Consider the following 18,268-nt stretch of genomic DNA (forward strand, 5'->3'; position numbering starts at 1 on the left):
GATCTCGCGGTTCACGTCGCCGCGCCCGCGATCTTCATCGCGATCAGCTCGTCGTCGGTGAGGCCCAGCTCGCGCAGCACCTCGTCGGTGTGCTCGGCGAACTGCGGAGCCCGCGTCAGCGCGGGCGGCGCCTCGTCGAACTGCACGGGGCTCGCCACCAGCTCGCGCTCGGCGCCCTCGGCGTCGGTGACGCGCGCGATCAACCCGTTGGCCCGCAGCGACGGGTCCTGGCCGACCTCCCACGCGTCCTGCACGGCCGCCCACTGCCCGCTGCCGCGGGCGAGGACCGTGCACCACTCGGCGAACGTGCGGCCCGCCATGATCTCCGCGACCAGCGCACCGGCCTCCGCGGCGTTCGCCATGATCTTCGCGGTGGTGTCGAACCGCTCGTCGACGGCGAGCTCGGGCCGGCCCACCACGGCGCAGAACTCGGGCCAGTACCGGCCGGGCTGGAGCATGGTCAGCTCGATCCAGCGGTCGTCGGAGGTGCGGTAGGAGCCGCTGAGCGGGTTGCTCGCCGAGCCGTGTCGCGGCCGGACCTTCTGCGGGATGGGCCTGCCCGCCATCAGCGCCAGGTTGACGGTGCTCTGGGTGGCCCAGGCGCCGACGCCGAGCAGCGAGACGTCGACGATCGACGTCTCACCCGTGGTGGCCCGGCGGTAGAGAGCCGCGGCGATGCCGCCCGCGATCGTCATGCCCCCCATCGAGTCGCCGTACGCGCCCGCGGGCATCCGGACGAGCCGATCCGCGTCCGGCGGCGTGACGCCCGCCGCGCTGCCACCGCGCGCCCAGAACGCGGTGCTGTCGTAGCCGCCCTTGTCGGCGTCCGGGCCACGGGCCCCGAACCCGCTGCCGCGCACGTAGACGATGTCGGGGTTGATCGCGCGGATGTCGTCGGCGTCGATGCGCAGCTTGGCCCGGGCGGAGGGCAGGTAGTTGGTGAGGAACACGTCGCTGCGACGAACGAGCTCCTCCAGCACGGGCCGCGCTGCCGGGTTGTCCAGCGCCAGCCCCACGCTGCGCTTGCCACGGTTGGGACCCTCCATCATCGGGACGAACGAGGATCCCGCGCTGTAGGCGTCGTTGCCGAGCATCTTCACGATGCCGCGCTGGGCGTCGCCGCGCTCGGCGTGCTCGATCTTGATGACCTCGGCCCCCCAGTCGGCGAGTACCGCACCGGCCGCCGGGACGAACGTGTACTGCGCGACCTCCAGGACGCGCACCCCGGTCATCGGACCCGGCATCTCACCCTCCTCGATTCGTCGTGCCCGTGCCGGCACGGGCCCCGGCGTTGGGCGTGATCTCCCGGGGCAGGCCGAGCAACCGCTCGGCGATGACGTTGCGGCTCACCTCCGAGGTACCACCCGCGATCGTCATCGCCCGGTCGAACAGGTACTCCGTGGTGACGGCGGGCTCCGCATCCGCGACCCCGGCCGGGCCGAGGATGCGCATCGCCAGCTCCGTGACGTGCTGGGTGTGCTCGGCGACGGCGAGCTTGGTCAGGCTGCCGACCGCCGTGGCCGCCTGCGTCAAGCCCTGCACCGCCCGCTGCACCTCGCGGAGGTTGACCAGCTCGATCGCGCGCTCGCGCGCGGCCAGCACGGCGATCTGCCGGTGGAGGCCGACGTCTCCGGGGGCGTACCGGTCCACGAGCTCGAACAGGGAGAACGCCGACCGGTACTGGTCGACGAGCGTGCCGATCGTGACGCGCTCGTTGCCCAGCGTCGCCCGCGCGACGGCCCAGCCGCCGTTCACCTCGCCGATCACGTCGGCGTCGGGGACGAAAACGTCGTCGAGGAAGACCTCGTTGAACAGGGCGTCGCCCGTGATCTCGCGCAGCGGGCGGACGGTGACCCCCGGTGCCGTCAGGTCGATCGCCATCGCGGTGATGCCCTGGTGCTTGGGCCGGTCGGGATCGGTGCGGACGGTGGCGAGGCCACGGTCGCAGTGCTGCGCGTCGCTGGTCCACACCTTCTGGCCGGTGACGCGCCAGCCACCGTCGGCGCGCACGGCACGGGTGGACACCGCGGCGGCGTCGGAGCCGGCGCCGGGCTCGCTGAACAGCTGGCACCAGCGGTGCTCACCACGCAGGCCGGGACCGACGATCTCCTCGACCTGTTCGGCCGTCGCGGTCTGCAGGATCGTCAGGAGCACCCAACCGCCGATCTGCAGGTTCGGCACGTCGATGCCGGCGAGCTCCTCCTCCACCACGAGTTGCTCCACCGCGCCCGCCGCCCGGCCCCATGGCCGGGGCCAGTGCGGCACCAGGTACCCGGACTCCACGAGCAGGCCGCGCCGCACCTCCGGCGCCGCCGCGGCGAACCGCTCGACGAAGGCACGGGCCTCGACGCGGTGCCGCTGCGCCTCCTCCGGGAGGTCGACGCCCTGGGGCAACCGGACACCGCTGCGCACCGAAGCGGCCACCTCGTCCTCGACGCCGACGGCCGGTCCGGTGAGCGCGCGCAGCGCCGACGCGCGGCGCAGGAACAGATGGGCGTCGTGCTCCCAGGTGAACCCGATGCCACCCAGCACCTGGATCTGCATCCGCGCGTTGCGCTCGTAGGCGTCACCGGCGAGCACGACGGCCAGCGCCGCGGCCAGGTCGGCCGCGGGACCGGGAGCGGCGCGGGCGGCGTCCCAGGCGACGGCGGTGGCGAGCTCGGCGCGCAGCAACATGTCGGCGAGGTGGTGCTTGACGGCCTGGAAGCCGCCGATGGGACGGCCGAACTGCTCGCGGACAGCCGCGTGGTCCCGCGCGGTGCGCAGGGTGGCGTGCGCCCCGCCGGACGCCTCCGCCGCGGCCAGCACGCGCAGCACCCGGCGAGCCACGGCCGCGCCGCCGACCAGCACGTCCACCACGCCGGTCGGGGCGATCCGCGTGAGCCCGAGCGACGGGTCCAGGCCGGGCACCGGCACACCGGCCGGGCCGGTGGCGACGGTGAGGTCGTCGGCACCCGAGGCCACCAGGTGCAGGGCGGCCCACCGGCCGCCGAGCTGCAGCCCACCGGCCACCGGCACCGACGCCGCCACGGTCCCGTCGGCCAGCCCGGGCAGCAGCCGGGCCCGCTGCTGCGCCGTGCCGACGGCGGCCACGACCGCCGAGGCCACCACCGTGGAGAGGAACGGCCCGTGCATCGGCGCCGCGGCCAGCGCCTCGACCACCACCGCCGTCTCCGGCAGCCCAAAGCCGGAGCCGCCGTGCTCCTCGGGCAGGTGCAGCCCGAGCCAGCCCAGCTCGCCGATGCGCTTCCAGAGCGGCCCCGGGTCTGCGGTGCCGGTCTCCAGCGCCGCACGGGTGGCCGCGCGCAGATCCTCGGCCGCGGCGACGGCGCGGACCACCTGCGCCAGTTCCTCGTGCTCCGGGGTGAGGGCGAGTGCCATGAACGGGTGCTCCAGGGTCGTCGGTCAGTCGGGGGGACCGGGGGTCTGCGCGACCTCGGCCCGGGTCCGGACGCGGCCGGGTGTCACCACGGGGGTCGCCGTCTCGGCGCGGGCGAGCGAGCGTTCCAGCTGCTGCAGGCGCCGCTGCGCCGCCCCGAGCCGGTCCGGATCGATCTCGGCGTCGATCTCGGCGAGCAGCGTGACCCGCTCCGCGCCGAGGCGCTCGACGGCGTCGGCGACCATCAGCAGGTCGAGCTCGCTCCAGTCGGAGGCGTTCGGGTCGGGCAGCGGCATCAGGGCGCCGTTCGCGGGAAGCGGAACAGCTCCCTTGCGTTCAGCTCGACGATCTTGTGCGCCTCGTCGTCGGGCACCCCGGCCAGCACGTCGGCCGCCTTCTTGCGGCTGTTGGGCCAGTTCGAGTCCGAGTGCGGGTAGTCGCACTCCCACATGATCTTGTCGATGCCGATCACGTCGCGGTTGCGCACGCCGTGCTCGTCCTCGATGAAGCAGCCCCAGATGTTGCGGGCGAAGATCTCCGACGGCTTCATCTCCTGGTTGACGTTCTGGTAGTGGCGGTGGCGCTCCCAGACGTAGTCGGCGCGCTCGAGCAGGTAGGGCACCCAGCCGATGCCGCCCTCGGCCAACGACACCTTCAGCTCCGGGTGCGTGTGGAAGACGGGCGAGAACATCAGGTCGGTCGCGGCGTACATCGAGTTGCAGCCGTAGAGCGTGATCTGCGTGGCGAACGGGGCCTCCGGTGCCGTCGTCGGCGCCCTGCCCGACGAGCCGAAGTGCATCGACAGCGGGATCTGCGCCTCGGCCGCCAGCGCGAAGAACCGATCCCAGTACGTGGTGTGGAACGACGGCAGCCCCAGCGGGGCGGGGTTCTCCGAGAACGACACCGTGCGCGCGCCCTTGGCTGCGGTGCGCTCCAGCTCCGCGACGCACAGATCGACGTCCCACAGCGGCATGATCACGATCGGGATCAGCCGATCCGGCGCCGTCGCGCACCACTCGTCGATCATGAAGTCGTTCCAGGCCTGCACGCAGAGCAGCGACAGGTCCTTGTCCTCACCCATCAGGAAGTTGGTGCCGGCGAACCGCGGGAACGACGGGAAGCACAGCGCCGCGTGGCTGCCGTCGAGGTCCATGTCGATGAGCCGGGCCTCGGGGTCGTAGCAGCCGGGCAGCATGTCGCTGTAGCGCAGCGGCTCGGTGCCGAACTCCTCGGGACGCTTGCCCGCCACGGCGTTGAGGCCGATCTGCGGGTAGCGCCTGCCCTCGTAGTACCAGACGTGCGCGGGGGCGCCGCCACTCTCGGTCTCCTCCTCGACGATCCGGGGCGCGGCGTCGAGGTAGCGCTGCGGGAGCCGCTTCTGCCAGACGTCCGGCGGCTCGACCACGTGATCGTCCACGGAGATCAACTGCATGTCGTCGCGCAGGGGCATCGCCTGGGCACCTCACCAATCCACCAGCCGTCGTTGCTCGGCGAAGCGTAGCCCAAATCAAGTATAAGTTCTACCGATTAATTCTCGTCCACCAAACCCCACCGGCGCGCGCCCCCGACGTCGAGGGCGGCGCCCGTCAGCGCGAGGTGGAGGGTGCGCCAGCGACCGATCCGGCGCGGGATGCTCACCGTCCCGCCGGCACCGGGCACCAGCCCCATCGCGACCTCCGGCAACAGGAAGGTGGTTCCCGGGGCGGCGACGACCCGGCCGGCGAACGCGGGCAGCTCGATCCCGGCGCCCACGCAGGAACCGTGCACGTGCACCTCCGTCCGGTCGCGGAGCTCGTGCAGCAGCCGGGCCGCCCCTCCTCTCGTGCGCACCAGGTGCGCCGTGACGAGGTCGGGAGCCGTGCCGAACTCGTCGAGGTCACCGCCGGAGCAGAAGGACGGGCCGGCGCCGTCGAGCACGACGTGGTCGATCCCGTCGTCGAGCACGGCCAGCTGCAGGCCCGCCACCAGCGCGTCGCGGACCTCGCGACCGTAGGCGTTGCGGCGTTCGGGCCGGTTGAGGGAGAGCCGCAGCGTGCCATCCTCGCGCACGGCCAGCACCGGATCGGCCACCATCCCGGGCGGCGGCGGCCGCTCGCCCCGCCGGCTGAGCCACGCCGAGAACTCCGGGCCGCCCAGCAGCGTGGAGTAGGCGAACGACTCGATGTCCAGGGCGTCGCGGACGGGCAGCGCCGCCGTCACCCGCAACACCCCGGCCAGCACGGACGCGGCATGGGGGTTCGCCGCGACCGCCGCCGCGAGCACGTCGACCGCGGCCCGCGGGTCCGGGGCGGCGACGATCTCCCGGGTGGGCGCCGTCGGGGCCAGCGTGAGATCGAGCGCCTCGGTCAACCCCCGCAGCGCCGGAGCGGGGGCGCCCCGCACCGCCACGCCCACCACGATCCGGTCGAGCCGCGCGACGGCCCGGGCCGCGGCCTCGACGACGACCGGCGCGAGATCCTCCGCGCCGTCCAGACCCACCACCAGCAGCGGAGCGGCCGGCTGACCGCGCTCGCCCAGCACCGGGCCGTGGCCGGCGGCACCGGTGGCCAGGTCGGCCACGTCCGTCCATGCGGGGCCGGCCGATCCGGGAAGAGTCATCGCGACGTGAGCGTATCGTCGCCGCGGTGCAGCCCGGCGCCGCTCCCACAGGTCCCCGCGCAGATCACAGCGCAGATCAGACGGCAGCGTGGGCCCGCAGCGGGGTCGTGGCGTTGACGGGCCATCCCGAAGGGCCACCGCTCGTGCCGCCCGGGTGCGCCGCCACGCGGGCCGGGGAGCTGGCCGCGCTGCTGGCCGACGTCACCGGGGTGCGGGTCGACGGTGCGGCGCTGCTGTCGGAGCGCGCCGCGTTCACCGGGCACCGCAGGCGCGGGCCGGTGTCGGTGGGCGGGAGCTGTCGGCTGCTGCCCACCGCCGACGGGTGGGCGGCCGTCTCCTGCGCCCGGCCCGGGGACGCGGCGCTGCTCGGCGCGCTGGTCGAGGCCCAGCTGCCCGCCGATCCGTGGCCGGGCGTCGCCGCGTGGCTCCGGGCGCATCCCGGAGCCGATCTCGCCGAACGTGCCCAGCTGCTCGGGGTGGCGGCGGCGCCGATCGCTCCCCCGGTCGCCCGGCCGCCGCGCGGTTGCGGCACCCGACGGGCCGTGCCGGGACTGCGCGTCGTCGACTTCAGCGCGCTGTGGGCCGGACCGCTGTGCGCCCACCTGCTCGGGCTCGCCGGGGCGGACGTCGTGAAGGTCGAGACGCCGCAGCGCCCCGACGGCGCCCGCCGCGGGAACCCGGACTTCTACCGGCTCCTGCACGCCGGGCACCGCAGCGTGGTCCTCGATCCCGACGACCCGGCCGGCAGGCGGGCCATGGCCGCGCTGGTGGAGGCGGCCGACATCGTGATCGAGGCATCCCGGCCGCGAGCGCTGGCCGGGTTCGGGCTCGACGCGGAGGCCGCCGCGCGGGCCGGCACCACCTGGATCTCGATCACCGCGGCCGGTCGCGACTCGCACCGCGTCGGCTTCGGCGACGACGTCGCGGCCGCGGCGGGACTGGTCGCGCTCGACGCGCTGGGCGGGCCGGTGTTCTGCGGGGACGCGATCGCCGACCCGCTCACCGGGCTCACCGCCGCCGCGCTCGCCGTCACGGTGCCGCCCGGCAGGCTGCTGGACATCGCGATGGCAGCAGTCGTGGCGGACACCCTCGATCCCGGTCCGGTCGGCGCCGCCCCGGCCGCCCGTCGCCACGGGACGGGTTGGGTGGTCGACGCCGGTGGACCGGTCCCGGTCGCAGAACCACGCAGGCGGACCGTCGCGGGCGAGGCCCGGGTCGGTGGTGCCGACACGTCAGCGGTGCTGGCGGAGCTCGGGATCCGCCTGCCGTGAGCGTGGTGCTGCGTGACGTCGAGGTCCGGGGCCGTCGTACCGACGTGCGCGTGAGGGACGGCCGGGTGGCCGCCATCGGCGCGCTCGAGCCGCAGCCGGGCGAGGAGACCGTCGACGGGTCCGGCGGGGCGCTGCTCCCCGGGCTCGTCGACCAGCACCTGCACCTGCTGGCGATGGCGGCGGCGGCCCGCTCGACGCCGTGTGGGCCACCCGCGGTCCGCGATCGATCGGCGCTGGTCGCCGCGCTGGCCGCTGCCCCGGCCGACGCGCACGGCTGGGTCCGCGGTGTCGGCTACCACGAGACGGTGGCCGGGCCGCTCGACACCGCAGCGCTCGACGGGCTGCACGCCGACCGGCCGGTGCGCGTGCAGCACGGCAGCGGCGCGCTCTGGATCGTCAACGGCCGCGCCGCCCGGCTGCTCGGCCTCGCCGGGGCCACGCACCGGGGCATCGAACGCGATGCCCACGGCGAACCGACCGGACGGCTGTGGCGGGCCGACGACTGGCTGCGCACGCGGCTGCCCCACCCCGAACCGCCCGATCTGGGCACGGTCGGCGCCACGCTCTCCCGGTTCGGCATCACCGCCGTCACCGACGCCACGCCCGGCCTCGACCCGGGCGCGTTGGCCGCGATCAGCGGGGCGATCGACCAGCACACGACCGCGCTCGGTGTCCCGCTCGGCCACCCCGTCCCGCCCGGCGTCACCGCGGGACCGTTCAAGATCGTGCTCGCCGACTCCGGGTTGCCCGAGCTGGACGCGCTCATCGCGGACATCCGCGCGGCACACGCGGTGGGGCGCGGTGTCGCCGTGCACTGCGTGACGCGGGAGGCGCTCGTGCTGCTGGTCGCGGCATTGGAGGAGGCCGGCAGTCATGGCGCCGACCGCATCGAGCACGCCGCGCTCGTGCCGGAGGAGCTGATCGACACGCTGGCGCGGCGCGGGCTGCGCGTGGTGACGCAGCCGGGTTTCCTCGCCGATCGCGGCGATCGCTACCTGCGCGAGGTGCCCGCCGAGGATCATGGGGATCTCTACCGGTGCCGGTCGCTCCTGATTGCGGGAGTGCCGCTCGCCCTGTCCAGCGACGCCCCCTACGGACCGCTCGACCCGTGGTCGGTGATCGCGGCGGCGGTGCACCGTCGTGTCCCCGGCGACACCGTGACCGGCCCTGCCGAGCGGCTCACCCCCACCGAGGCGCTGGCCGCCTACCTCGCGCCCGCCGACGACCCCGGCGGCCCACCCCGGCGGGTCCACGTCGGAGCGCCTGCCGACCTCGTCCTGCTGGCGGCGCCACTGCCGGAGGTGCTCAAGGCGCCCGACTCGGCGGCCGTGCGCGCCACCCTGATCAACGGCCGGCGAGTGCACGACAACGGGTGAATACCCCAAATCCGCTACCACTTACACCGATTACTCAAGGCGCTCGCACACACCGCAGGTCGGCCGCACACACCTTCCACGGTGTGTGCGGTGCCTCTGCGGTGTGTGCCGAGCTTCCGCGGTGGGTGCGAGCGTCGCGGCCGGCAGGCCTGCGCAGGCGGCGTGGGAAGATCGAGCGGTGCGGATCGGGGTGCTGGGATCGTTCGAGGTGCGCGCCGACGACGGTGTCGTGGCCGACGTGCCCGGCGCCCGGTTGCGCGCGCTGCTGATCGCCCTCGCACTCGAACCGGGGCGGGTCGTGCCGAAGGCCAGGCTCGTCGACTGGATCTGGGGTGAGCAGCCACCGTCCGACGCGGCCGGTGCGCTGCAGCGCCTGGCCTCCCGGCTGCGCAAGTCGCTGCCGGACGGGGTGGTCGATGCGCAGACCGGCGGCTACCGGTTGACGGTCGAGCCCGACGCCGTCGACGCGCTGCGGTTCGAACGCCTCGTGCGCCAGGCAGGCGAGGCGCAGGAGCAGCAGCGGGTACTGCTGCTGCGGAAGGCTCTCGCCCTCTGGCGTGGTGCGGCCATGCAGGACGTCGGCCTGCCCGACAGCGAAGCGTTCGATGCGGCGGCCGTGCGGCTCGAAGGACTGCGCCTGACGGCCACGGAGGACCGGTTCGATGCGGAGGTCAGCGGCGGGCAGGGTGTCGAGCTGGTCGCGGAGCTGACCGACCTGGTGGCCGCGTTCCCGCTGCGGGAACGGCTCGCCGCAGCGCTGATGCGGGCGCTCGTCGCCGCCGGTCGCGACACGGAGGCGTTGCTCGTCTACGAGCGCACGAGGGAGGCGCTGGCCGACGCGCTGGGCGTCGATCCCGCACCGGAGCTCTCCGCGCTCCATGTCGCGCTGCTGCGCGGTGAGGTGGGCCGCCGCGAGGAGTGCCGCCGTGAAGAGGGCCGGCGGTCCAACCTCCGTGCCGAGCTGACCAGCTTCGTCGGCAGGGCGGTCGATGTCGACGTGGTCCGCGAGCTCGTCGGAGAGCATCGGCTCACCACCCTCGTCGGGCCGGGCGGTGCGGGAAAGACCAGGCTGGCCACGGAGACCGCACGCTCGCTGCTCGGCGGCTTCTCCGACGGGGTGTGGCTGGTGGAGCTCGCGGCCGTCGGGGCCGACGGGGACGTCGCCCAGGCGACGCTCGCCAGGTTCGGCCTGCGCGACGCCCTGCTCGGCGATGCGTCCACCGTGGACCCGACCGACCGACTCGTCGCCGCGATCCGCGAGCGGGAGACGTTGCTGGTACTGGACAACTGCGAGCACGTGATCGAGTCGGCCGCGGTGTTCGCCCATCGGCTGCTCGGGGAGTGCCCGCGGTTGCGGATACTCGCCACGAGCAGGGAACCGCTCGGGATCACCGGTGAGGCGCTGTGGCTGGTCGAGCCGCTGGCCGTACCCGACGCGGGTGCCGGTCCCGGCGAGATCGAGGCCTCGCCCGCGGTGCAGCTGCTGCTCGACCGGGCCCGCGCCCTGCGCCAGGATCTCGCGGTCGACGCCGCCGCGTTGTCGACGATGCTGCGCATCTGCCGGACGCTGGACGGGATGCCGCTGGCGATCGAGCTGGCCGCGGCCCGGTTGCGCACGATGTCGGTCGACCAGCTCGCCCACCGGCTCGATGACCGGTTCGGGCTGTTGACCGGCGGCAGCCGCACCGCGTTGCCCCGGCACCGCACGTTGCGCGCGATGGTCGACTGGAGCTGGGAGCCGCTCACCGACGCCGAGCGGATGGTCCTGCGCAGGCTCTCGGTCTTCTCGGGCGGGGCGAGCCTGGAGGCCGCCGAAAGGGTGTGCACCGAAAAGGCCACGATCGCGCCGGAGGAGGTGATCGAGGTGCTCACCGCACTGGCCGAGAAGTCACTGCTGCGCGTCGACGGCGCGGGCGCACCGCGCTACCGGATGCTCGGCACGATCAAGGAGTACGCCACGCAGCGGCTCGCGGAGGCCGGGGAGACGGACCTGGCCCGCCGTGCGCATCTCGCCCACTTCACCGAGCTCGCCGAGGCCGCCGAGCCGCACCTGCGCCGCGCCGAGCAGCTGGAGTGGCTCGCCACGCTCCACGCCGAACACGACAACATCAGTTCCGCGATGCGTGGTGCGCTCGCGGCCGGCGAGGCCGAGGCGGCGATGCGGCTCGCCGCGCGCGCCAGCTGGTACTGGTGGCTCAGCGGGCACAAGACCGAGGGCCTGGAGCTGGTCACCGCGGCCACCGCGATGCCGGGCGAGGTACCCGATGAGATCCGGGCCGTCGTGTACGCCTTCGTCGTGCAGTTCCTGACCTCCGGGCTGGGCGGCGAGCACCAGGTGACGGAGTGGATCCACAAGGCGTACCGGTTCAGCCGCCACGGGCAGGCCGGGCACGTGCTCAGCGGCTTCATCGTCCCGCTGGAACGCATGCTGCAGGCGCCGGACATGGTCCTGCCCGCGTGGGAAGCGCTGCTGGACCACGAGGACCCCTGGGCGCGGGCCATGGCCCGGCTGCACCTCGGCAAGATGCGGATCGGTCTCGGCCATGGCGGGCGGGATGCGGACGCGCACCTCGAGCAGGCGCTCGCCGAGTTCCGGGCGCTCGGCGAACGGTTCGGGCTCTCGTTCGCCCTGTCCGAGCTGGCCGACCGGATCGCCACGCGCGGCGAGTTCGCGCAGGCATGTGAGCACTACGAACAGGCGGTCGTCGCCGTCACCGAGGTCGGATCGGTCGAGGACGTGATCCGGCTGCGGTCCCGGCAGGCCCAGCTGTACTGGCTGATGGGCGATGCGGACGCCAGCGCGGCCGCCATGAGCGAGGCCCGACGGCGCGCGGCGGGGGTCACGTGGCCGAGTGCGCTCGGACTGCTCGCCCTGTCGCAGGCCGAGCTCGCTCGCTGGCGCGGTGATGCCGAGGAGGCGCACCGCCACCTCGATGCCGCGATGCGGACGCTGGGGGACGAAGCCGAGTGGGCGCACGTCCGCGCGCTGACGCACGACCTGCTGGGCTATCTCGCCGACGACCTCGAGGAGTCCCGGCGGCACCGCGCCGCGGCCTGCGAGGCGGCGGCCGAGGCGGGGTATCGCCCCGCGATCGCGCACGTGCTCGTCGGGGTCGCGGACCTGGCGCTGCGTCGCGGCCGGCACGAGGATGCCGCCCGGCTGCTGGCGGCGAGCGCCGCGGTGCGGGGGTTGCCGGATCGCTCCCACCCGGACGTGACCCGGATCGAGCAGGCCGTCCGACACCACCTCGGCGAGCCCCGGTTCGCCGAGTCGACCGCCGAGGGCACCCGAACGAGCTGGGACGACCTGGCAGCACCGACCCTCGCCCCCTGAGCCCCCGACTCACCGACACGAACGGCGCGTTCGTCCACCTGGAGTGGGCGAACGCGCCGTTCGTTCGGCCTGCAGCGCGGTGATGCGCTCCAGCTGGACCTGCCCCTGTGCCGTGTGCAGTTCGAAGTCGCCCAGAGCGCCGGCAGCTTCGATCGTCGAGTGCGCCGTGTAGGCGATCAGGCCGGATCCGGTGGGCAGGTCGATCGTGATGGCGACGGAACCGCGGCTGTTGCCCGAGACGGTCGTCTTGACCGTGAGCTTTCCGCCGGCGAAGGCCACCCTGGTCCGGTCGGCCACCTTGACGTCCAACCGGTTGGTCGGGTCGAGGGGCTCGACCAGTACGACGGTGTCGCTCCGGTCGCTCGCGGCGACCCGGACGTGAGCGCCGGCCACCTGCACGACGGCGGTGATGGGACCGGGGGTGAGGAATGTGGACATGCTGTTTTCTCCCGGTGGTGTCTGCAGTTCGAGGAGACGGCTTCGTGCTCGCCGTTCGTTCAGCTGATCTTGCGTCGATAACCGGCCATGGCGAAGGCGTAGCCGACGACGAGGATGCCGAGGCACCACGCGAGTGCGATCCAGATGCTGCTGCCGACCGGGCGTTCCGCGAACAGGTCCTGGATCGTGTTGACGATCGAGGTGACCGGCTGGTTCTCCGCGAAGAAGCGCACGGGTCCTGGCATGGTGTCCGTCGGTACGAAGGCCGAACTGATGAAGGGCAGGAAGATCAGCGGATAGGAGAACCCGGCGGCGCCGTCCACGGACTTCGCCGACAACCCGGCGAGGACCGCGATCCAGGTCAGCGCGAGGGTGAACAGCGCCAGTATGCCGGCGACGGCGAGCCAGGCCAGCGGGCCCGCCGAGGTGCGGAACCCCATGACGAGGCCGACCAGCACGATGATCACGACGGAGATCCCATTGGCGACCAGCGAGGTCAGGACATGCGCCCACAGCACGGACGACCGGGCGATCGGCATGGAGTGGAACCGCTCGAAGATGCCGCTCTTCAGATCCGTGAACAGCCGGAACGAGGTGTAGGCGATGCCCGAGGCGATCGCGATCAGCATGATCCCCGGCAGCAGGTAGTTGACGTAGTTGTCGGTGCCGGTCCGGATCGCCCCGCCGAGCACGTACACGAACAGCAACATCATGGCGATCGGTGTGATCGCGGTGGTGATGATCGTGTCCACGCTGCGGAAGATGTGCCGCATGGAGCGACCCAGCAGTACCGCCGTGTCGCCGAAGAAATGGGTGCTCATGACTGGGCCTTCCGGGACTTGTCCGTGTCGCGGTTCCCCACGAGCGCGAGAAAGATGTCTTCCAGGGTCGGCTGCTTCTCGACGTACTCGACCGTCGCCGGTGGCAGGAGTTGCTTCAGTTCGGCGAGAGTGCCGTTCGCGATGATGCGGCCCTGGTGCAGGATGGCGATCCGATCCGCGAGTTGCTCGGCCTCGTCGAGGTACTGGGTGGTGAGCAGCACGGTGGTCCCCTGCTCGGCGAGCCCCTGGATGACCCGCCACACCTCGATGCGTCCCTCCGGGTCCAGCCCGGTGGTCGGCTCATCGAGGAAGATCACCTTCGGCCGGCCGATCAGGCTCATGGCGATGTCGAGCCGACGGCGCATGCCACCGGAGTACGTCGACGCCCTCCGCGACCCGGCCTCGGTGAGGTCGAAGCGGGCGAGCAGATCGTCCGCCACCTGGCCGGGGGCCTTCAGATGCCGCAACCTCGCGACCAGCACCAGGTTCTCCCGACCGGTGAGGATCTCGTCGACCGCGGTGAACTGTCCGGTCAGGCTGATCGACTCCCGAACCCGCAGTGGCTCCGTCGTGACGTCGAATCCCCCGACGATGGCGACGCCGGCATCCGGCCGTAGCAACGTCGACAGGATCCGCACGACGGTGGTCTTCCCGGCTCCGTTCGAGCCGAGCAGGGCGAAGATGCTGCCCGGCGCCACCTCGAAGTCCACGCCGCGCAGGACGTGCAGGTCGTCGTAGGACTTCTCCAGATGCTGCACCCGGATCGCCGGATCGCCGGAACCCGGCGCCGGTACCGCTCTCGTTGTCCTTGTCATGTGACCACCATCGACGCCTGGCCAGACACGCACCTGACACGCGTCAGACACGGCCCAGACGCGGCCGCTCCCAGCACGGGCCCCGACTTCGCAGACCCTGCCCCGTCCTCGCACAGGTGGGAACGCGTGCGAGGACGTGCGACGGCATGCGAAGTGGGCCGACCGGCCCGGCTCAGCCGGGTAGCGGAGCGGCGATCACCTTGTCGTCGACCAGCCCACCGATCTCGCGCTCGTCGAGGCCGAGCACGTCGGCGAGCACCGCAGCGGTGTCCCGACCGAGGTCCGGTGCCTGCCCGGCCTCGCCGTGCTCCCCGTTCCAGCGCATCGGTGACCGTGCGGTGATCGCCGCAGCGCCACCGGGCAGCTTCAGCTCCGCCAGTACCGGATGGCGGTCGGCCCGGTGCGCCGCCACGACGTCCAGCATCCCCTGGTAGCGGCCCCACAGGACTCGTGCCGAGTCCAGCTCCGCCGCCACGGTCGCGGAGTCGCGCGCCGCGAACCACGGCTTCAGCACCGCCGCGATGGTGTCGCGCAGCCGGTAGCGCTCCGACTCCCGCGCCAGGTCGGCGTCCAGCGCCGTCTCCAGCGCGGCGAAGACCTCGGCCGTCCCGGTCACCGTCCGCAGCGCGGCCCACTGCCCCTCGGTCAGCGCCACCACCATCACCCGCTGCCCGTCCGAGCACGCGAAGTCGGTGCCGAAGCTGCCGTACACGTGGTTGCCGTGGCGGGGCCGCTCCCGCCCCCGCTCGGCCGCCTCCGACAGCCAGCCCAGATTGGCCACGCCGGCGAGCGCGACGTCGGCCAGCGCCAGCTCGACGTAGGCACCCCGCCCCGACCGGGTCCGGTCGTGCAACGCGGCCAGTACCGCCGTCGACACCGACAACCCGGTGACCAGGTCCCAGGCCGGCAGCACGTGGTTGACCGGCGCCGCGCCCTCCTCCGTGCCGGTGATCTGCGGAATCCCGACCTCCGCGTTGACCGTGTAGTCCACTGCAGGGCGGCCGTCGGGATAGCCCTGCACGCGCAGATGGATCAGATCGGGCCGGCGCGCCACGAGCGCCTCGTTCGACATCCACCGGCGCCCGACGACGTTGTCGATCAGCACCCCCCGATCCGCGCCCGGCGCCGTGACGAGTGCGGTGACCAGCTCGCGCCCCCGATCGGACCGCATGTCGACCGCGACCGAGCGCTTGCCCTTGTTCAACGACGCCCAGTAGTACGACTCCGCCTCGGCGGGCCCCGTCCCACCCCCGACGACCGGCCAGCGCCGATGGTCGGACCCACCGCCGAGCGGGTCGATCCGGATCACCTCGGCCCCGAGCTGCGCCAGCGTCATGCCACCCGTCGGCCCGGCGACGAAGCTGGCGCACTCGATCACGTGCAGCCCGTCGAGCGGTCCGTTCATCGCGCCACCTGCCCGAGCATCGGGGTCGTCCGCCTGTCGAGTCCGCTCCTGACCACGTTCACCCCTCGATCCTGCCCTGCCCGGGACCTGCGACCCGATGTTTGTGCCCGAGCACTCCCGCGATGCGGCCCGGGGACCGCTCAACCTGACCCGGTGAGCGCAGCCCGGTACGCCCCTGGCGTGCACCCGTGGACCTGGCGGAACAGGCGGTTGAAGTGAGGTGCGTCGGTGAAGCCGCGCGCCACCGCGAGCGCCCGGATCGAACAGGGTGCCAGCATCGGATCGGCCAGGTCCCGGGCCACCGCGTCGAGCCGGCGGGTGCGGATCCAACCGGCGACGGTGTGCCCCCGCTCGGCGAACGTGCGGTGCAGCAGCCGCGGCGAGACGAAGTGCGCGGCCGCGAGGCTGCGTGGGGTCAGCGCGGGATCGGCGATGTGCCCCTCGATGTAGGCCTTGACCTGCACGAACAGCGCGTCGCCCGGCCGGTCGAGATCCGGCGAGGACACACGGTCGGGGCTGAACACCATCCGCGTCATGTCGGCGACGCAGTCACCCAGCCCGGCCGCGTTCGCGTCCAGGCTGCCGTCCTCGATGCGGTCGGCGATGCTGCGCAGGAACGGACCGGCGACCGCCGCCGGCCCCGAGCGGCCGCTGACGGTGATCGCGGTCCGGGCGCAGATCGCCTCGGCACGCGCACCGAGCAACGCCCGTGGGAGCGCGAACAGCAACAGCTCGAACGGGCCTGCCGACTCGACGCGGTAGGGGTGTGACGTCTCGTAGCCGGAGAGGTCACCAGCGTCGACGAAGGCGGTGCGACCACCCTGCTCGATCCGGAACCGACCCCGGACGAGGTGGGTGACCTGCAGCTCCTCCGGGTCCTGCTGGGCGACGAGCCGTGCGGTGCGTTCGATCGTGGAGGCGTCGCCCTCGATGCGGAACACGGTGACGGGCCCGACGCGGTGTGCCCGGATCCGGCCGGTGAACGGCTCGCGGCCGGGCCGTTCCAGCCGCAACGGATGTAGGACCCGACCGTGGGCGCCTGCCCAGTAGTCGAACCGGTCGGGTGCGGGCACGGTGCTGGTGTCGACGAGCAGGGGCATGGGCAGTCTCCGGTGACGACGCTGTCGCCATCATCGTGCTCCCGCCCGGCCCGCACCAGTGGCCGGGACGCCGTTGTCCGGTGGCGCCATTGTCCCGGAGCGCACCGCAGGGCTGGATCGTTGTCGCGCAGTGCCGTCCTCGCTACGTGGCGCCCGAGGCGTTCTAGCGTGGGCCGCTCGGCGATCCGGTGGAGGAACTTCTCATGGCCCATCTCGACGGCAGCCATCACGTGACGTTGTCCGTGGGCCCGGCCCAGGAGGACGTCGACTTCCACGTCGGCACGCTCGGCATGCGCTTCATCAAGCGGACGGTGCTGTTCGACGGGTCGACACCGATCTACCACCTCTACTACAGCAACGCGGCAGGTGACCCGAGCGCCGTGGTGACCACGTTCCCCTTCCGGCAGGCCGGGTTGCTGGGCAGGCGCGGCACCAACCAGGCCCGCGAGGTGCTGCTCGCCGTCCCGGCCGGTTCGCTCGACTACTGGAGCGCCCGCCTGACCGAGCGCCACGTCGACGTGGCCGACGCCGAGGTGCTCGGCAGGCGCCGGCTGCTGCTGCGGCACCCGTGCGGCGTCGAGTACGCACTCGTCGGTGTGGACGGTGACCCGCGTGCGGGCTGGACCGGCGGCGGCGTCCCGGCAGAGCACGCGATCCACGGGATCCACGGGGTCGGGGTGCACGTCGCGAACCCGGAGAACATGGTCGAGTTCACCGCTCAGCACATGTTCGCGAAGGACCTCGTCGAGGAGGGTGACCGCGTCGCGCTGCAGATCGGCGCGGCCGACCGCGGCGGCGCCGTCGAGCTCGTCGTCAACCGCACCGACGACCCCGGCACGTGGCGCTACGGCGAGGGCACGATCCACCACTTCGCCTGGAACGCGGAGACGCTGCAGAACCAGGACGAGCTCAAGTTCGCCATCGAGGGTGCCGGCTACACCGACATCTCCGAGCTCAAGGACCGCAAGTACTTCAAGTCCGTCTACGTGCGCAGCCCGGGCGGTGCGCTGTTCGAGCTCGCGGTGACCCACCCCGAGGGCGGCTGGACCTGCGACGAGTCCCCGAAGGAGCTCGGCAGTGCCTTCCAGCTGCCCGAGCAGTTCGAGTCCCGCCGCGTGGAGCTGCTCGACCAGCTCGAACCGATCGACATCTGACCCGGCCGCCCCGCACGTCCACCCGTCCCGACACTGGAGTCGACGATGGCCATCACCACGCAGACCATGACCGACGAGCAGCGCAAGTCGGTGGCGCTGGAGTACCTCAAGGCGTTCGACCACGGTGGCACGACGAGCAGCGGCGCGAGCATCCTGGAGCTGTTCGCCGCGGACGCCCAGGTGTACTTCCCCAAGTGGGGCATCGCCGAGGGCCACGAGCAGATCGGACGGATGTTCAGCGACGTCGGCGCCACGCTCACGGCGATCAAGCACGACTACGCCTCCTTCAACTGGATCTTCTCCGGTGGCGACACGGTCGTCGCGGAGGGGACGAGCTTCGGCGAGCACCAGGACGGCCCGTGGCGCGCCGGGGTGCCCGAGTGGGGCGCCGGTCGCTGGTGCGACGTGTTCGAGATCCGCGACTTCCTCATCCAGCGCTGCTTCATCTACCTCGACCCCGACTACGCGGGCTCCGACACCGGGCGCTATCCGTGGCTGGCCGACGCCCGGGCGCGACAAAATGGAGGCTCCTCCGTATAGTCGGCCGCAGGCGGTGAGATCTCCGCCTTCGGCCCGG

Annotated in this window: 15 protein-coding genes; 5 read left to right on the forward strand and 10 right to left on the reverse strand. The window is 72.9% G+C overall.

The window, feature by feature from the left end:
- Positions 1-11: 11 nt before the first annotated feature.
- The 5 genes from ACFPFQ_RS05395 to ACFPFQ_RS05415 form a co-directional block, all read right to left on the reverse strand.
- Positions 12-1,244 carry a CaiB/BaiF CoA transferase family protein gene (locus tag ACFPFQ_RS05395; RefSeq protein ID WP_379615367.1) on the reverse strand — a complete coding sequence of 411 codons (1,233 nt, stop codon included), beginning with the start codon at positions 1,242-1,244 and terminating at the stop codon, positions 12-14.
- 1 nt (position 1,245) lies between these two features.
- Positions 1,246-3,381 (reverse strand): acyl-CoA dehydrogenase family protein, encoded by a 2,136-nt coding sequence (locus ACFPFQ_RS05400; RefSeq protein WP_379615369.1) that lies wholly within the window; start codon positions 3,379-3,381, stop codon positions 1,246-1,248.
- Positions 3,382-3,405: 24 nt separating this feature from the next.
- Positions 3,406-3,675: a hypothetical protein gene (locus ACFPFQ_RS05405; RefSeq protein ID WP_379615371.1), complete on the reverse strand. Its 270-nt coding sequence runs from the start codon at positions 3,673-3,675 to the stop codon at positions 3,406-3,408.
- Complete coding sequence (locus tag ACFPFQ_RS05410; protein ID WP_379615373.1) at positions 3,675-4,829, reverse strand: amidohydrolase family protein; 1,155 nt, start codon at positions 4,827-4,829, stop codon at positions 3,675-3,677. Before ACFPFQ_RS05410 ends, ACFPFQ_RS05405 begins: the two co-directional genes overlap by 1 nt.
- A gap of 77 nt (positions 4,830-4,906) precedes the next feature.
- Entirely contained in the window at positions 4,907-5,977 is a 1,071-nt protein-coding gene (locus ACFPFQ_RS05415; protein ID WP_379615374.1) for an enoyl-CoA hydratase/isomerase family protein, read from the reverse strand.
- A 107-nt stretch (positions 5,978-6,084) separates the two neighbouring features.
- Here ACFPFQ_RS05415 and ACFPFQ_RS05420 point away from each other — a divergent pair, with 107 nt between their 5' ends.
- From ACFPFQ_RS05420 to ACFPFQ_RS05430, 3 genes are all read left to right on the forward strand, one after another.
- Positions 6,085-7,248, forward strand: coding sequence for a CoA transferase (locus tag ACFPFQ_RS05420; protein WP_379615376.1), 1,164 nt, complete (start codon positions 6,085-6,087; stop codon positions 7,246-7,248).
- Complete coding sequence (locus tag ACFPFQ_RS05425; RefSeq protein ID WP_379615378.1) at positions 7,245-8,624, forward strand: amidohydrolase family protein; 1,380 nt, start codon at positions 7,245-7,247, stop codon at positions 8,622-8,624. The genes ACFPFQ_RS05420 and ACFPFQ_RS05425 overlap by 4 nt, the downstream gene beginning before the upstream one ends.
- A 178-nt stretch (positions 8,625-8,802) precedes the next feature.
- On the forward strand, positions 8,803-11,958 hold the full coding sequence (locus tag ACFPFQ_RS05430; RefSeq protein ID WP_379615956.1) for a BTAD domain-containing putative transcriptional regulator: 3,156 nt from the start codon (positions 8,803-8,805) through the stop codon (positions 11,956-11,958).
- Between the two features lie 9 nt (positions 11,959-11,967).
- Here ACFPFQ_RS05430 and ACFPFQ_RS05435 read toward each other — a convergent pair whose 3' ends face one another.
- From ACFPFQ_RS05435 to ACFPFQ_RS05455, 5 genes are all read right to left on the reverse strand, one after another.
- Complete coding sequence (locus tag ACFPFQ_RS05435; RefSeq protein ID WP_379615380.1) at positions 11,968-12,396, reverse strand: hypothetical protein; 429 nt, start codon at positions 12,394-12,396, stop codon at positions 11,968-11,970.
- A gap of 59 nt (positions 12,397-12,455) precedes the next feature.
- Complete coding sequence (locus ACFPFQ_RS05440; protein ID WP_379615382.1) at positions 12,456-13,217, reverse strand: ABC transporter permease; 762 nt, start codon at positions 13,215-13,217, stop codon at positions 12,456-12,458.
- A complete protein-coding gene (locus ACFPFQ_RS05445) occupies positions 13,214-14,032 on the reverse strand; it encodes an ABC transporter ATP-binding protein (RefSeq protein WP_379615384.1) in 819 nt (272 codons plus the stop codon). The genes ACFPFQ_RS05440 and ACFPFQ_RS05445 overlap by 4 nt, the downstream gene beginning before the upstream one ends.
- Before the next feature lie 172 nt (positions 14,033-14,204).
- Positions 14,205-15,437: a CoA transferase gene (locus ACFPFQ_RS05450; RefSeq protein ID WP_379615386.1), complete on the reverse strand. Its 1,233-nt coding sequence runs from the start codon at positions 15,435-15,437 to the stop codon at positions 14,205-14,207.
- Positions 15,438-15,577: 140 nt separating this feature from the next.
- Positions 15,578-16,537 (reverse strand): helix-turn-helix domain-containing protein, encoded by a 960-nt coding sequence (locus tag ACFPFQ_RS05455; RefSeq protein ID WP_379615388.1) that lies wholly within the window; start codon positions 16,535-16,537, stop codon positions 15,578-15,580.
- 203 nt (positions 16,538-16,740) lie between these two features.
- Here ACFPFQ_RS05455 and ACFPFQ_RS05460 point away from each other — a divergent pair, with 203 nt between their 5' ends.
- Together ACFPFQ_RS05460 and ACFPFQ_RS05465 are read left to right on the forward strand one after the other, a co-directional pair.
- Positions 16,741-17,691 carry a ring-cleaving dioxygenase gene (locus tag ACFPFQ_RS05460; RefSeq protein WP_379615390.1) on the forward strand — a complete coding sequence of 317 codons (951 nt, stop codon included), beginning with the start codon at positions 16,741-16,743 and terminating at the stop codon, positions 17,689-17,691.
- A gap of 45 nt (positions 17,692-17,736) precedes the next feature.
- On the forward strand, positions 17,737-18,231 hold the full coding sequence (locus ACFPFQ_RS05465) for a nuclear transport factor 2 family protein (protein WP_379615392.1): 495 nt from the start codon (positions 17,737-17,739) through the stop codon (positions 18,229-18,231).
- The last annotated feature ends 37 nt before the right edge of the window (positions 18,232-18,268 follow it).

The sequence above is a fragment of the Pseudonocardia sp. GCM10023141 genome, from assembly GCF_042653605.1.